This is a genomic window from Paenibacillus tundrae (genome assembly GCF_030812775.1).
Lineage (GTDB): Bacteria > Bacillota > Bacilli > Paenibacillales > Paenibacillaceae > Paenibacillus > Paenibacillus tundrae_A.
Genome location: NZ_JAUSTI010000003.1, coordinates 444,017 through 459,840 on the forward strand (window position 1 = coordinate 444,017; position 15,824 = coordinate 459,840).

Consider the following 15,824-nt stretch of genomic DNA (forward strand, 5'->3'; position numbering starts at 1 on the left):
GTCTGCTGAGGGCAGTTTTTGTTGTTCTATAGTCCTATGACTTTGAGACTGTTGAAGATTAGGACTGGAAATGTTAGGGTAAAAGAGAGAAGGAAAGGGCATTTATCCAAGCGTTTTATAAATACCCTGAGTGGCGACTCATTTTTTTTACTCAAAAATGACCGTTATACCGATTTGGTCAGTTGGTCTAAACGTTGTTTTTCGGTAATTTGGATTAAATGTGAATATTTGCAGAGAATGAAGTTATGCGGCTATACCTAATGTATGAATCGTGAGTTAGGTTTGTCTGAGGAAGTCATTATTTCTTGTAGTACTCATTACTTGGAAAGAGGAGTGAGCATGATGCCATCATTTTCAGTACCACAACCCAAAACCTTTGGCCCACTGGGGAATCTGCCGCAATTAAATTTTGATGAGCCGGTACAATCTTTAGTCAAAATAGCCGAGGAGTACGGCCCCATCTTCCGAATGGATTATCCCGGACGAAGCGAGCTATATATTTCAGGCCATAAGCTCGTAGCCGAGGTAACCGATGAATCCAAATTTGATAAAAGAGTGTGGGCACCGCTTGCCAAGGTGCGTGCTTTTGCAGGAGATGGCTTATTCACAAGCTGGACGGAGGAGCCGAATTGGAAAAAGGCTCATAATGTGTTGCTTCCAAGCTTCAGCCAGCGTGCAATGCAAGGGTATCACAACAAAATGATTGATTTAGCGGTACAGTTAGTTCAGAAATGGTCACGTCTGAATCCGGATGAGACGGTGAATGTTCCTGATGATATGACACGCTTGACGCTGGACACGATTGGATTGTGCGGCTTCAATTATCGGTTTAATAGCTTTTACCGGGAAGAGCCTCATCCGTTCATTACAAGTATGGTACGTGCGCTGGATGAATCCATGAGTTCACTCCAGCGTCTACGTCTGCAAGACAAATTAATGATTACGAAGAAAAAGCAGTTCGAGCAGGACATTCGCTCCATGTTCTCACTGGTGGATCATATCATTGCCGAGCGCAAAGAACAGCCACAAGAAGGGGCAGACGATCTGTTGTCTCATATGCTCAGTGGCAAAGATCCCGAGACTGGGGAGACACTGGACGACGAAAATATTCGATACCAGATCATTACGTTCCTGATTGCTGGTCATGAGACAACCAGTGGTTTGTTATCCTTTGCAATCTACTATCTGATGAAGAATCCGGATAAACTGGCCAAGGCTCAAGCGGAAGCCGATCAAATATTGAAAGATCCAGTTCCAACGTACAATCAGGTTCGTAATCTGAAGTATGTACGTATGGTATTGAACGAAGCGCTGCGACTGTGGCCAACGGCTCCAGCGTTCTCCTTGTATGCGAAGGAGGATACCGTTCTAGATGGGCAATATCCGCTACAAAAAGGGGATAGTGTCAGTGTACTAATCCCGAAGCTTCATCGGGATGTGGAAGCGTGGGGAGAAGACGTCGAGGAGTTCCGACCAGAACGTTTCGAAGATCCAAGCAAGGTACCACATGATGCCTACAAACCATTTGGTAATGGTCAACGTGCGTGCATCGGCCAGCAGTTTGCGCTGCAAGAAGCAACGTTAGTGCTGGGCATGGTCTTGAAACATTTTGAATTGATCGATCATGCTGACTATCAATTGAAAGTAAAAGAGACGCTGACACTTAAGCCAGATAACTTTACGATTCGTGTTCGTGCACGCGGAGGACAACCAGTAATGGCTGTACCAGGCGTGGCTATGGAGGAAACACCGACCCAAGCGAAGAAAAAGGAGCCCGATGCTGTTAATGCCCATCACACTCCTATGCTTGTGTTATATGGTTCTAATCTGGGAACGGCCGAAGGCATTGCGCGCGAGGTTGCAGATCATGCTAGATATCAGGGCTTCCGAAGTGAGGTTGCTGCGCTGGATGATCGAGTAGGCAAGCTGCCTAAGGAAGGCGTCGTTGTCATCATTAGTGCATCCTATAACGGACAGCCGCCAAGCAATGCCAAAGCCTTCATTGATTGGATTGAGCATGCTGATGTAGGTGAATTCCAAGGTGTGAAGTTCACTGTGCTTGGTTGCGGAGACCATAACTGGGCGAGCACATATCAACGGATCCCTCGTTTAATCGACGAACAACTATCTTCGAAAGGTGCAGAGCGTGTATCCCCACTTGGCGAAAGTGATGCGAGTGGTGATTTTGAGAAACAGGTTGGTGATTGGACTGAGCAGTTGTGGCCTGATCTTGCCCGCACGATGGATCTGAAGCTGAACACAAGCTCAAATAGCGAACGCAGCTCGTTATCTGTGCAGTTCGTCAGCGGTCTCGCTGTTACGCCTCTCGCCGAAACGTATGATGCTCATGTTGCTCAGGTGTTAGAGAATCGGGAGCTCCATGATGCTGGAAGCGAGCGGAGTACACGCCATTTGGAGATTAAGCTGCCAGAAGGAATCACTTATCAAGAAGGCGATCATCTCGGTATTCTGCCACAAAATCCGCCAGACCTCGTAGAACGTGTACTTCAGCGATACGGATTCACTGGCACAGAGCATCTGGTTCTGGATGCATCAGGTCGGAGCGCAGCACATCTTCCATTGCATCAGCCAGTCAACCTGTATGATCTATTGTGCCACAGTGTTGAGCTTCAGGAAGCAGCAACACGAGCACAATTACGAGAGTTAGCCGCATATACGGTATGTCCTCCTCATAAGAAGGAGCTTGAGGCACTATTGGACGAGTCCGTATACATGACAGAAGTACGGAATAAACGGATTTCAATGCTGGATTATTTGTTGAAATATGAAGCTTGTGAATTACCGTTTGAACGATTCTTGGAACTGTTACCGTCCTTGAAAGCCAGATATTATTCCATATCCAGTTCACCGCATGTGCAGCCTGAACAAGCAAGTATTACGGTTAGTGTGGTACGTGCGCCAGCTTGGAGTGGACAAGGAGAATACAAAGGCATTGCTTCGAACTATCTTGCAAACCTTCAGCCAGGTGAAGAGGTAGTGATGTTTGTTAGGACACCTGAGTCAGGATTTAGATTGCCAGAGCATGCGGAGGTTCCTGTGATCATGGTTGGGCCGGGTACAGGAGTTGCACCATTCCGCGGTTTCCTTCAAGCGCGTCATGTTCTGAAGCAGCAAGGGCAACAAGTGGGTGAGGGTCATCTGTACTTTGGATGTCGAAATCCAGCGCATGATTATTTGTACAAGAATGAACTCGAAAAGGCGGAACAAGAACAACTGGTTAAGCTGCATACAGCTTTTTCCCGCGTGGATGGGCAAGAGAAATGTTACGTGCAACATTTAATGCGGGATGATGCCCATCAGTTAATTCCACTGTTGGAACAAGGTGGACACTTGTACATTTGTGGTGATGGTAGTAAAATGGCTCCGGATGTAGAAGAAACACTGAAGAAGGCATATGCTGAGGTGGGTGGTCATACAGCAGCAGAAGCTGATGCATGGCTCGATCGCTTACTACAAGAGGGGCGCTACGCGAAGGACGTGTGGACAGGGATTTAAATGTCATAACCATATCGCTCACTTTAAAATAGGCTCAAATTTTAGTTGTAAAGTTTGTAATAGTCTATGTACAGGCGGTGGGTCAGAGAAAGCTCTGTTCCTCACCGCTTTCTTTATGGCCTATGAACGCCAAGCAATACATGATGAGTTGAGCCAGATTTCAAAGTTATACTTCAACTCTGCTTTGATATTTTGATCTGATAATCATCCAGTAGTATTTATTTTTTTCTGTGTGTTGTTGATCGATAAATGGACTCCACTTGGCTTAGGGGAAACAGAATGCGGGAAGGGAATTTTCCTTTGCCTTGTAGTTCTAGGTAATCTCGGCCTATACCTACTAATCGGATATTATTAAATTCATTTCCAGACGGAAAGACCGTACGAATTCCTACACGAACCCCTCGACAAGTTGGAGGAATATCAAATACACGAATGGAATAAAGACTAAGTGGAATGAATAACTGCCGATTGACTTTAATAAAATGTCGTGTGTACACACGCGCGATGCGACCTGGCTCTAGACCAGACAGGGGAGCATTAAGCTCCGCGAGCTTCCCTTGAAGTTCAGACAAACGTTGCTGAAGGCTTTTACCCGTATGAAGCGGTTTCCTGTTCATAAGTAGTCCTCCGTTCTCCATTTATACCTAATATATGAATGGATAGGGGCAAGGGGTGAGTATCGGTTAGCCCATGTTCATTAACAACCTAATTGGATTACAGACATAAGGAGTGATTTGAAATGATCGTGGAAATGTACAAAGATCTCATTCGAGATGAACGTGGAAATTATTATATTGCTGTGCAGATTGAACAGAATGTACTTACACTTGTGAATGCCTTTGTGGAGGCATCCTTCACATCCGAACTGATCTACAATGAAGAATTCCGTACAAAGTATAAGGAACTTGACGGTAGTTTTGTTGGGAAAATTGCAATGGACCTTCTTCGACATGATGTCGTGATGGGTATGAAGGAGATCGACCGTAAATTGCTGAATCTAGCGGAGGTTGAAGAGCAATATACAGTAAACTTTATCGATACCATTGAATTTTATCGTCATCCGGCATGGGAACGTAAAGCTTAGATTGCACGTTTCCAATTTCAAAAGAAGATAAAGCGAACTACATGTACGTCAATTAAAATCGGAGAATGTAGTTTGAGTTCGTACGAACCAGCATCAATAATAATCTCTGTTTGCTCACTGAGGTATCGTAGTTCCTTTATGGGTATATGTACTCTCATAGATGGATAGAGTTATTGATCATAACATATGAAGCTTATCAGAGGTAATGGATAAAAGAAGAAGAGCCTAAACGTGCCTGCAGTCAGGTTCGTTTAGGCTTTTGTTGTTATTTATACGGAACTGTGTCGCAGTTCATTCTCTGGCCGCAAACGTATGTTCAATTCCTCGTCTCTTGGGCATATGAGTTTACCGTCAACGACATCTAACCTGGCTGCTTGAATCGAAGAACGACGAGCCGGTTCACTAGCATGGTCGACACCTTCAACACGATCGGGATGAGTAAAATAGAAAATATAAGCTTCATTATCCTGTACAACCACATCAGCATGCAGACCAATTACACCATCATCGACTCGAACTCCAGGTTGATCCAGGATTTGATTGTTCCACTCCCACTGCTCTAGATCATCCGAGCGATAAACGGCTTGTCCCCGCCACTCGTCCACAATCATCCAATACGAATCGCGGAATCGAAATACATTAGGGCCTTCATGAGCTGAACCTGTTATTACAGGGCCAACGACATCCCAGTGATAGAGATCAGAGCTGTCAGCTGCATAGGTATGAGCACCGTTGGCTTCGTCTTTGTACCACATGCGAAAGCGTCCATCAGGAAGCGGGTAGATGCAAGCGTCTATGACACGATCCGAGCTAAGCTTCAATGTGCCATGGAATGTCCAGGTCAATAGATCAGGACTAGTGTAATGCAAAAGGTGACGAGAATGACCTGGCCAATCATGAGGCACGCCTTGGATGTAGCTGACATACATGTGATAAATTCCATCATGCCAAAAAATTTCTGGTGCCCAGAACGTATTATGTCCCCACTCATGCTCTAGCCCGGTTAAAGTACCTCGATATGTCCAGGACTGTCCTCCATCCAATGAAGAAGCTACGCCTAGATCTGTGCCGTGAACCCATGCGAACTTGGGGCCTCCTGCCGTAGCTCTGCGATTGGTGTAGATCATCCACCACGCTTGTTCCACATGATTCCATACAACAACCGGGTCGGCAGCTCCATCATAGATTGGATCTCGAAATAAAGGTGCACTCATTATTACGCCTCCTATCGAATAAAAGCAGAATAATTTTAATCAACTAAGCCATATCTTCAATCTATCCTAGTAGAAAATGAATGGAATTACAATATAGATACTCCAATTATCAAGAATTAATATATGTATTAATTTAAAGTTGTGATGAAATTACATATTATGTAGTAGTCCTTCTGACTTTCTTTTAATAAAACATCGTGTACGATGGGAAGGAAAAATATGCTAATATTTATTTTAGTTAGGAATGAGTAGATGTTTATCTATCATTAGAATGTCATAGGAGAGATGAAAATGATTCAGACGAGATTGAATGAATTAGGTATTATATTGCCACAAGCAAGTGCACCCGCAGCTAAGTATGCAAACGCAGTCATTGTGAATGGCATCATGTATGTATCTGGAAAAGGGCCAAACACGCAAGAACGTGGCAAGCTTGGCGAAGCTTTTACAACGGAACAAGGGTATGATTTTGCTCGGAATGCGGGCATTGAAGTTCTGGCTGTTGTACAGGATGTACTCGGCTCACTTGATCGTGTTAAGCGCGTCGTCAAAGTGCAAGGTTTCATTAACGCAACACCTGCTTATCAGGAACATCACAAAGTGCTGAATGGCTTCTCGGATCTCATGATGGATGTATTTGAAGATGGCGGAGTTCATGCTCGTTCTGTGTTCGGCGCCGTGTCTGTCAGAGATAACCTGCCATTAATTATTGATTCTATTTTCGAGGTAGAGTCTTAGGTTTTAATGTAAACGGTTCATAACACGGTTTGTTGGGAGAGACGCTCATGAGACTACTAGGTCAAGGTAACACCGCTGATGTCTATGAATATTCGCCTACTCAGATTATGAAGCTGTACAAAATGGGATATCCACTGGATGCGGTACAAAGAGAGTTTCGCATTACCGAGTTAGTTCGCGAGAAAGGTTTAAATGTACCTCACGTTGTGTCGTTTGTGGAGAGCGAGGGACGCAACGGTATCATATTTGAGCGAGTTGATGGTAGTACAATGTTGTTACTGATGATCCAGCAGGCGCATTTAATGGAGGAACTTTCGGCACGTTTGGCACGATGTCATTATGATCTACATGCTCTATCTGATCATGAGGGAACGCTCCCAATACAGAAAGAGATACTGATCGGTTCCATTCACCGTGCTCCACTACTGTCAGATCAAGATAAAGAACGAATTATGATGTATATAACGAGCCTTCCTGAGCGCCAGCAGATTTGTCATGGGGACTTTCACCATGATAATGTCATGTATAGTGAAGCCAAAGATCAACTATGGTTGATCGACTGGATGACAGGTATGTCAGGCGATCCAGCGGGTGATGTCGCTCGGAGTTGGGTAATATTAATGAGCGGTTCATTACCTGAAGATGTCGATCCCACGATGAAGTTAGGTTTTGAGGCATCTCGCAATACATTGGTAGATCGGTATATCCAACATTATTTACAAATCTCCGGCTTACGTTGGGAGCATATAGACGCGTGGATCTTACCTGTTGCAGCTGCTCGACTGGATGAACACTTATCGGAACGAGAGGCTGAGCGAGTGCTTACTTTTATACACGATCGTCTGATGCTGTTAAACTGATTCATTGACATTACATAACGAGGTGAAAGTTGTATGCTGCAATCCTTAGAAGCCATTCAATTATTCAAATCAGAACACATCATAGAGGCAGAGCAGCAACCCTGGCTGAAACTGCTTGTGGAAGCCGAGCAAGTGAACATTAATCTTGAACGTATTCATTCGATAGCGGAGCTTGAAGAAACGAATCTCGTTTTGGATTATGTGGAACGCACGCTTCAGGTGCTGGATCGACTTGAAGTGTCGTTTTGGGTGCGTGAAATTGTGGAGGAAGTGCTGGCTTGGTCAGAAATTGCCAAAGCGGGATCGATGAACCAACGCCGTGCGTGGCAGCGAGCAGGTATCAATCTATTCGTGCATAACATCGGTTCTGCACAATTGTACGATCTGTACCACAGCAAGGGTCACTTTGGGATCAGCGAGGAAAGAATAAATCATACTCGTGATAACAAAAATCTACCGCATGAGGTTTCAACCAAATCGACTGCCCATAACTCCAATTATCACACCACACGATATGAGATTATTCGAACGCTAATTGCAACTCACGGACTCGTGGGTCAGTATATCCGTGGGGAAATTCCTTTTGCAGGGAACACACCGCTACATGCGTTTATTACAAAAGGATGGCTGTCCGAGAATGAGCTTCATACCATACTCATGACATTAAACGAATGCATTATTGCTGGCGTGAATTCTGAATTGTGGCAACAAGTGGGTAGCGAAGTGCAAGAAATTATAAGCTGGATCGTGACGGAGCCAGATCATCCGGATTGGGTAATGAAGGAGCGGTTGTCTCGTTTGAGAAGTGCTTCAATCCGCAGAGGTGAGGATGTATATTCTGCTTATCAAGCAATACAAGATGAGTGGGATATAGAACAGGCACTATCGCCATTAGAACACCGAACCTTGTGGTATGTAGAGTCCGCGTTGCAGGACTTTTCATTGCAGGAGATGATTAAGGTTCTGTTGCTGTCCATACATCGAGTCCCGACCCAATCACTAGTGCACAATGGCACGGCGCCTACCAACGAACGTCCCGCTTCGCTAGTTCAACACATTAGCTTCGAACCCTTGATGAACAGCATGTATTACGACTACAAAGGTGTTAAGAAACTGAATGTGTACAAGAAAAGAATGATTGAAAAGTATCTGGAACAGTGGTCATGGGCGCAGATTGAATCAGATCAAGAGATCGTATATCCTCATTTAACTCATCGGGTAGAGTATAACCCTGAATTACCGGATACCGTATTTGTGAATTTTGAATTTTCGCCGGCTGCCGAGAAGTTAATTGCCTTCTGTATTGAAGCAGAGAAATCCCCCTTGTATGACAAGGCTGTGCTGTTGTTATTTGATCTGTTTGGATTACGGCGTGATGCTTATGATCGATTTCATAATGAAGAGACGTATCTTGCAGATATGAATAGCTCGGGAGACTACAAAAAAGTTCTGCTCGATTATATGGTAGGCAAACGGGTGTTAGATATCGGCCCAGGTGGTGGGGTATTACTGGACTTGATTGAACAGGAGAAGCCTGAGCTGGAGCCGATTGGAATTGATATCTCGACGAATGTAATCGAAGCGTTAGAGCGTAAGAAGCAACTGGAAGGTCATCGCTGGCAGGTTATGAAAGGGGATGCACTTCAGTTGCATCAATACGTACAGCCTGGAAGTGTGGATACCGTTATTTTCTCATCGATTCTGCATGAATTGTATTCCTATATTGAACAGGATGGTCGAAAATTCAATCAGGATACGGTGATTGCTGCTCTCCAAAGCTCGTTTAACGTGTTATCTCCGGGTGGGCGCATCCTCATCCGTGACGGAATCATGTCCGAACCTGTAGATCAGATGCGGCGCATTCGGTTTCTTGAACCTGACGGGAAACGTTGGTTGGAACGATATACGCAGGACTTCCAAGGACGGAAGATAACGTATGAAGCATTGTCTGAGGATGAGGTGCTGCTTCCAATCAATGATGCGATGGAGTTTCTGTACACATACACGTGGGGTGAGGAAGCCTATGTGCACGAGATTCAGGAGCAATTTGGCGTATTTACACCATCTGCCTATGAGCAATGTATTCGTGAAGCGTTGGGCGATGAAGCGCAGATCATTACATTGCAGCATTTCCTGCAACAGGGATACACTGAAGCACTTAGCGGACGAATTGAATTCATGGATGAACAAGGGCGGGAGACTTCACTGCCAGATAGCACCTGCCTAATCGTGATCGAGAAGAGAAGGGATTGACACATGCATGACCAACGAGGTCTTGACGACGTTGTATTTTGTAAGACACGCAGAATCCGAGTATGTGGAAGGGCTGGAGCGTGAACGTGGATTGACAGAACAAGGGAAGCATGATGCCGAGACGGTCTCATGCTTACTTCTTGATGAGGGTATTAATCTATTTTATTCAAGTCCATATAAGCGCGCGCTGGATACCGTTCAAGGGCTGGCAGATCAAGTCGGAGCTAAGATCGTAACCATTGAAGACTTGCGTGAGCGTGCACTATCTAGTTCCAATGTGCGGCATACCAACTTTCAATCAGCTAAGCGTAAGCTGTACGAAGATCGCTCATTCGCCTTTCCGGGTGGTGAATCCACCATTCAAGCTCAGCAGCGTGCAGTTCAAGTGATAACAGACATCTTAGAACGGCATACGGGGCAAAAGATTGTGATTGGCACACATGGTGATGTAATGACGCTGATCTTCAATTATTATGACACTTCCTATGATTATGAGTTCTGGGGAAGTACCTCGATGCCAGACATCTATAAGCTGGAATTCAATGATGAACAAAAACTTGAGCAAGTAAGCCGGTTATGGAAGCACTAATGATTAAAAAGTAGGGAGGTGACAGTAATGAAAACAACATTTCTGAATGATACATACACAATCGAGGATCTACACGTTTCACCTTTACAGGGGCAAACCTATTGCATATTCGATCTCGAAGGAACCGGCATTCTACCCGATCGAGAAAGTGTGACGCAATTTGGAGCGATGTTATACAACAATCGTGATCAACTATATGAGACGTTCTCGACTTTATCACGAGCTGAAAAACCGATTCCGCAAGCTGTAGCGCAATTAACGGGTATTACCAATGAGGATATGATTACGGCGCCCTCTTTTATAGAAGCCTTTCAGGCCTTCACTGATTTCATCGGAGATCGTGTACTTGTGACCCAAGCGGGATATGAGTATGATTTGCCAATACTTAGACGTCATTGTGAGCAGTATGGATTGCCGATGTTTAACAATGCTGTGCTGGATACCAAAGTAATGTTTACATACATCCATTCTGAGATAACGGAAGTGATCTCCACGGATTTCTTGATTCAATACTATAACTTGGATACAGAAGGTATTCAGAGACATGATGCACTCGCAGATTGTACCATTATTGCTCTTATATTTGAACGGATTCTTGATGAGTACCGAGCGCTTGAACTGAATCATTTTACAGCCGATACTGCACGCTCAATGAAACGGTTCGTGATACCAGAGATGTATCTGAATGATAACTAGGGGACGAACTGAAGTGATGAATCAACTGACGATGAGAAGTGCGGGATGGATCTTTTTGTTGTCCTATGTCATGGGTATTTTGTTCACGGCGTGGATTAGTTCGCAAGGCAGTCCACACCACGATAATCTAATGTTATTTCTCGCATATGTAGCAGTTGGTCAGATCGTACTTAACGTGTTGCCAGCAGTAATCTGGTGTCGAACCCGAAAAATATCCTTTCGAACAGCATTTAAGCTACATAAAGTGTCGCTCAGAAATATCATTCTTTCATTGTTGATATTTGCTCTGAGTCAGGTGATCTTGCTGTTCTTCCATCAGATTACCGAAGTGGTTGTTCAATGGTTCGGGGTTTCTTATGCAACATCGTATTATCCGATTGCAGACTCCTTGTTCTCCTTAGGCATTCTCCTGTTAAGCATCGGAATTATTCCACCGATCTGTGAGGAGCTACTGTTTCGAGGAGTTCTACTGAGCGGATATGCTACACGGGGGCTTTGGTTTGCTGCGATCATCAGTTCTTTTCTGTTTGCTTTGTTCCACGATAACCCCTATCGATTCATTGAACTATTTGGAGCCGCTCTCGTTTCAACAATCATTGTGATTCGTTCAGGCTCTATTATTCCGGGAATTATCGTTCATCTGATCACGAACTCCACGTATGTGATTAGCTCATACATTCAGGGAGGAGATATGCTTGAAGGCATATCTGCTGCTGGAAGTCCCGACCTAGTTATCCTGCTGTTGACAGGTTTTGCCTCATTAATTACTTTCATGATCTGCAGATGGTTATATGCTCGGTTTGATCATCCTGAGACGGAAGTAAGAGCGAAGAGGGTTGGTGCTTCTGCCGGAATCCGTTCGTTGGCTTGGATTATACCGATCCTGTTATCTATAGTTGTGTTTGTTATCAAGTTTTGGATAGGACAATCTACTTGATAAAAGTGATTTGATTAAATTGAATAAAGGCTATCAGAACCTATCTGATAGCCTAAATAACCGTATGTCTGTTGACTAAACTTTTCAGACTCAAATATCTTTATTCCTTAAGTCCTCCAAGTTAGTCCTCATTACAAGCGTAACGCAACAGCATGTCCACCAATTGCTCTGTCATCTTTTCATTAGGTGGAGAGAGATCATCTGAACGCCGTGTGACCATCTTCTGAAGTGCACCCATCATCACGGTGAATATAAACTGGGCGAGTTGAAGTGGAGAAGTGGTGTTCTTAATGCTTTTGTCTGCAATTCCTGCATTTAGCACATCTAACAGGAAGTGATTTTCTTTCCCAATCTGATTGAATTGATCATACGTTTTTCTTAATTCAGGAGTGAAATCATAGACCTCGTAATTGATGTCGAACAGTTGAATGAATCGAATATGATCCGGATGGTTCCGTGCAAAGCTGATCCAAGCATGAAGCATGGATTTGAGCTGTTCACGACCATTGAACCCTTTATTACTCGAAAGACTAACATGATCCGTTAAATTCACAACCAGTTGCATTTGAATGGTGAGAAGCAGCTCATCCATCGACTGAAAGTGTTTATAGAACGTTACCCTACTGAGCTCTGCTCGGGTACAAACATCCTTGATCTTCACTTGAAGCAGTCCATGTTTCAAGAAGAGCTCTTTACCTGCAGCGATCAGGTCATCCCGATGTTTATTTCTAATCTGCTGATGCCAGTTCTCATTCACTAGTAGTTTGTAATCCTTTCTTGGACCGACGTGCATTGAGCGTTAGCGATAGCGCAGCAAGAAGCATAATTGCACCAAAAATATACGGGAAGTTCAAGTTTTTGTCAAACAATAGTCCTGCAACAAGTGGCCCAAATACAGTACCTAAACTGGAATACGTCGTATTTAAACCCGAAGCATATCCTTGCCGATCCCCAGCGTTTTTGGAAATGAGTGTACTGACTGACGGTCGTAAAAATGCATTAAAAGCAAAAAATAACGCAGAGGCGAACAACAGATACACTAAGTTAACCTTAATTAACATAAGGAGTAGTGCAATCGGCGCCATGATTAGAGAGAGTCGAATAAGCTTAATTTCGCCGATTCTTCGCACTGACCAATCAAGCAGCCAGATCTGAACGACGATCCCGATGATGGCTCCCATGGTAATAATAATGGAGATAGTTGCGGCATCGAAGCCATATTTTTGCTCCGCAAATAGAGAGAATACGGTCTCATAACTCATCAGTCCAAAGGTCATGACAAGTAGAAGAATTAAATATTTGAAATAAGGCACTTGGAATGAGCTCCAGATGTGTTTGCCCAGATGATTACTTTTCTCCTTCGTCTGAGGAAGGGTTCTTTTCTCCGGAGGTAATGTCTCTGGCAGAAGTAGTGTAAGTAACCCCGCGATAAGACCTAGGCCAGCCGCGAAGAAATAAGGCATACGGATGCCCATCTCTGCGATGAAGCCGCCAAGACCAGGTCCGAGAACCATTCCCAGATTCATGGCTGCTCCGAAATAGCCCATTCCTTTGGCACGTGTCTCTGGCGTAGTAATATCTGCGACATATGCCAGATTGGCTGGAACCATGAAGCCAAGGCTAATTCCGCCGATGAAACGAGCGATGTATAGAAGCGGAAACGATGTCGATAGGGCGAATATAATGTCCGAAACAACGGAGAGAAACATGCCAGCAACGATTAACTTTTTGCGACCAAAACGATCAGCCCATTGTCCGCCAAGCGGTGAAAACAAAAATTGAGCCGCCCCAAAGGCAGCTACCAGAAATCCAGCGACTGTACCTCCCGCATGAAATAACTTCAAGTACTCAGGCAATATGGGAATAAGCATACCCTGCCCTAATAATGCGATAAATAGATTTAACATTAGAATCAAAAGCGGGAAATGAACAGATTTTGGCAATGTAACCATGAACGTATACTTCTCCTTTGTTTACACGATGTTAACCTTTACGATATGTAAACCATAATAATGCAGTATAATGGATTTTGTAAATCATTTTTTGGGGGAAAGGATGATCCTTATTGATCGACCATAATAACCTTGAAGAGTACCGAGATCCGATGAATTATGACCTTGAATTCGGCGGTGAGACGAACAAACACGATTTTTATCTGGAGATGGCAAAATCTAATCCTGGGAAAGTGCTAGATCTCGCTTGTGGTACGGGCATGACAACGATTCATCTGGCTCGTGCGGGGATTGATATCACTGGCGTAGATATAGCTACCTCAATGCTGGCATATGCGCGTGTAAAGGCTGAAGGTCTGCCGGTGGAGTTTATTGAGGCGGACGCTCGCACTTTCGAATCCGATCATCGTTATGCAATGATCTATTTGACAGGGAACGCGTTTCAGGCTTTTTTGAGTGATGAGGATCAGAAGGCATTACTACATACCGTTCACGAACTTTTGGAGCCGGGTGGTCTGTTTGTTTTTGAAACACGTAATCCTGAGGGCTGTGATCTAAGTGATGAAGGAGAAGAGGTCTGGGGAACTTTCGTCGATATAGAAGGGGTTACGGTCAAGGTATCGGGAACCCAAACGTATGATGCAGCCACCCAGGTTATGCACTGGTTCACGATTCGAGATTGGGGCTACAAACAAACGAATTCACGAATCGCTTGTCGTTTTACGGACAATGCAACACTTCATAATCTGCTGACGAGTCAAAACTTTACTATTGAACATCAATATGCAGACTGGGATAAAACGCCTTTTACCCCACTAGCCGCATCTATTGTTAGTGTTTGCCGCAAAAATTAGTACGGATGGAGTGGCCTCTAGAGAGGTCTATCCTATTATCCTATTATCCTGTTAACAGAACCGACTTACATTCCTTTGATAAGGAAATTAGTCGGTTTTTACTTTTTATAGTATTTTCGTTTATTTGACTTAGTCAAATAAAATGGATATGATGAATATAATTGACTCAGTCAACTAAATTCATTCCATTATGCAGGAGGACAACATGAATTCCCCAACATCGATCATTCCAATCATTCGCCGATTTAACCGATACTATACTAAGGTGCTGGGTTTACTGGATAAGAATCTGCTTGATAGCGAGTTTTCTCTCTCGGAGGTTCGGGTTCTTTATGAAATAGGTCAATCTAAAGAATGCAAGGCCAGCATGCTCATTGAGCAGCTAGGACTGGATCCGGGATATTTAAGTCGAATGTTAAAACGGTTTGAAAAACTAGGATTAACCTACCGTGTGCAATCCAAGGAGGATGGAAGAGCGTCCTTTCTGTATTTGACAGACCTCGGTGAAGAAACGTTGGCTCACATGAACGAATTGTCCGATGAACAAATAAGCAACATGATTATTGAATTGCCTGAACAAAGTCGGTTAAGTATAGCCAAAAGCATGACCACGATCCAGAACAAGTTATCTGGTAATTCGGAAGAACGTACAATAGAGGTACGGACTGAATTAAGACCAGGAGACGTCGGAGCATTGATTCATCTTCATGGTTGGGTATACGCCAAGGAGTGCGGCTATAATCATATATTTGAAGGGTATGTCTGTAAGACGTTCTATGATGTGCTCCAGACTTACAATCCGGACAAGGATCGGTTTTGGTTGGCAGAAACCGACAACGAAATTGTTGGTAGTATTGCGGTTATTGGGCATCCAGGAAATAGAGCCCAGATTCGGTGGTTTATCCTGCATCCAGATTGCAGAGGGATGGGTATTGGAAAGAAACTCATTCATGAGGCCATTGCTTATTGCAAGGAGAAAGGATACTCTAATGTATTTTTGGAAACAACGGAGGATCAGAAAACAGCTATAACGATGTATACCAAGCAAGGTTTTGTTAAAACGAAAGAACAAGAGAACGAAGCATGGGGAGTTCTTCACATCGAACAAACTTATGAACTGAAGCTTTGAGG

General features: G+C 44.0%; 14 protein-coding genes. 10 read left to right on the forward strand and 4 right to left on the reverse strand.

The genetic code is table 11. The annotated features are described in order from the left end of the window. Positions 1–339: 339 nt before the first annotated feature. Complete coding sequence (locus J2T19_RS07960) at positions 340–3,516, forward strand: bifunctional cytochrome P450/NADPH--P450 reductase (protein WP_307214467.1); 3,177 nt, start codon at positions 340–342, stop codon at positions 3,514–3,516. Between the two features lie 218 nt (positions 3,517–3,734). Here J2T19_RS07960 and J2T19_RS07965 read toward each other — a convergent pair whose 3' ends face one another. Further along, positions 3,735–4,133, reverse strand: coding sequence for a hypothetical protein (locus tag J2T19_RS07965; RefSeq protein ID WP_307214469.1), 399 nt, complete (start codon positions 4,131–4,133; stop codon positions 3,735–3,737). Positions 4,134–4,255: 122 nt separating this feature from the next. Here J2T19_RS07965 and J2T19_RS07970 point away from each other — a divergent pair, with 122 nt between their 5' ends. Then, positions 4,256–4,600: a hypothetical protein gene (locus J2T19_RS07970; protein ID WP_307214471.1), complete on the forward strand. Its 345-nt coding sequence runs from the start codon at positions 4,256–4,258 to the stop codon at positions 4,598–4,600. A gap of 269 nt (positions 4,601–4,869) precedes the next feature. On the opposite strand, the gene J2T19_RS07975 is transcribed toward J2T19_RS07970, so the two are convergent. Then, complete coding sequence (locus J2T19_RS07975) at positions 4,870–5,814, reverse strand: glycoside hydrolase family protein (RefSeq protein ID WP_307214473.1); 945 nt, start codon at positions 5,812–5,814, stop codon at positions 4,870–4,872. A gap of 291 nt (positions 5,815–6,105) precedes the next feature. Here J2T19_RS07975 and J2T19_RS07980 point away from each other — a divergent pair, with 291 nt between their 5' ends. From J2T19_RS07980 to J2T19_RS08005, 6 genes are read left to right on the forward strand one after another with little or no spacing between them, the layout of a single operon-like run. Next, positions 6,106–6,552: a RidA family protein gene (locus J2T19_RS07980; RefSeq protein ID WP_307214474.1), complete on the forward strand. Its 447-nt coding sequence runs from the start codon at positions 6,106–6,108 to the stop codon at positions 6,550–6,552. A gap of 47 nt (positions 6,553–6,599) precedes the next feature. Further along, positions 6,600–7,412 carry a phosphotransferase family protein gene (locus J2T19_RS07985; RefSeq protein WP_307214475.1) on the forward strand — a complete coding sequence of 271 codons (813 nt, stop codon included), beginning with the start codon at positions 6,600–6,602 and terminating at the stop codon, positions 7,410–7,412. A gap of 33 nt (positions 7,413–7,445) precedes the next feature. Next, positions 7,446–9,665 (forward strand): class I SAM-dependent methyltransferase, encoded by a 2,220-nt coding sequence (locus J2T19_RS07990; protein WP_307214477.1) that lies wholly within the window; start codon positions 7,446–7,448, stop codon positions 9,663–9,665. A gap of 7 nt (positions 9,666–9,672) precedes the next feature. Then, positions 9,673–10,254, forward strand: coding sequence for a histidine phosphatase family protein (locus J2T19_RS07995; RefSeq protein ID WP_307214479.1), 582 nt, complete (start codon positions 9,673–9,675; stop codon positions 10,252–10,254). Between the two features lie 27 nt (positions 10,255–10,281). Next, the gene (locus J2T19_RS08000) at positions 10,282–10,950 is read left to right on the forward strand and encodes a 3'-5' exonuclease (RefSeq protein WP_307214480.1); all 669 of its coding nucleotides are present in this window, start codon (positions 10,282–10,284) and stop codon (positions 10,948–10,950) included. Between the two features lie 16 nt (positions 10,951–10,966). After that, positions 10,967–11,887 carry a type II CAAX endopeptidase family protein gene (locus tag J2T19_RS08005; protein WP_307214596.1) on the forward strand — a complete coding sequence of 307 codons (921 nt, stop codon included), beginning with the start codon at positions 10,967–10,969 and terminating at the stop codon, positions 11,885–11,887. A gap of 121 nt (positions 11,888–12,008) precedes the next feature. Here the strand turns inward: J2T19_RS08005 and J2T19_RS08010 are convergent, their stop codons facing one another. After that, positions 12,009–12,644 (reverse strand): TetR/AcrR family transcriptional regulator, encoded by a 636-nt coding sequence (locus J2T19_RS08010; protein WP_307214482.1) that lies wholly within the window; start codon positions 12,642–12,644, stop codon positions 12,009–12,011. Beyond that, positions 12,637–13,839 (reverse strand): MFS transporter, encoded by a 1,203-nt coding sequence (locus J2T19_RS08015; protein WP_307214484.1) that lies wholly within the window; start codon positions 13,837–13,839, stop codon positions 12,637–12,639. The genes J2T19_RS08010 and J2T19_RS08015 overlap by 8 nt, the downstream gene beginning before the upstream one ends. 113 nt (positions 13,840–13,952) lie before the next feature. Between J2T19_RS08015 and J2T19_RS08020 the strand changes: the two genes are divergently transcribed. Next, positions 13,953–14,693 carry a class I SAM-dependent methyltransferase gene (locus tag J2T19_RS08020; protein WP_307214486.1) on the forward strand — a complete coding sequence of 247 codons (741 nt, stop codon included), beginning with the start codon at positions 13,953–13,955 and terminating at the stop codon, positions 14,691–14,693. A 205-nt stretch (positions 14,694–14,898) separates the two neighbouring features. After that, the gene (locus tag J2T19_RS08025; protein ID WP_307214488.1) at positions 14,899–15,822 is read left to right on the forward strand and encodes a bifunctional helix-turn-helix transcriptional regulator/GNAT family N-acetyltransferase; all 924 of its coding nucleotides are present in this window, start codon (positions 14,899–14,901) and stop codon (positions 15,820–15,822) included. Positions 15,823–15,824 lie beyond the last annotated feature (2 nt).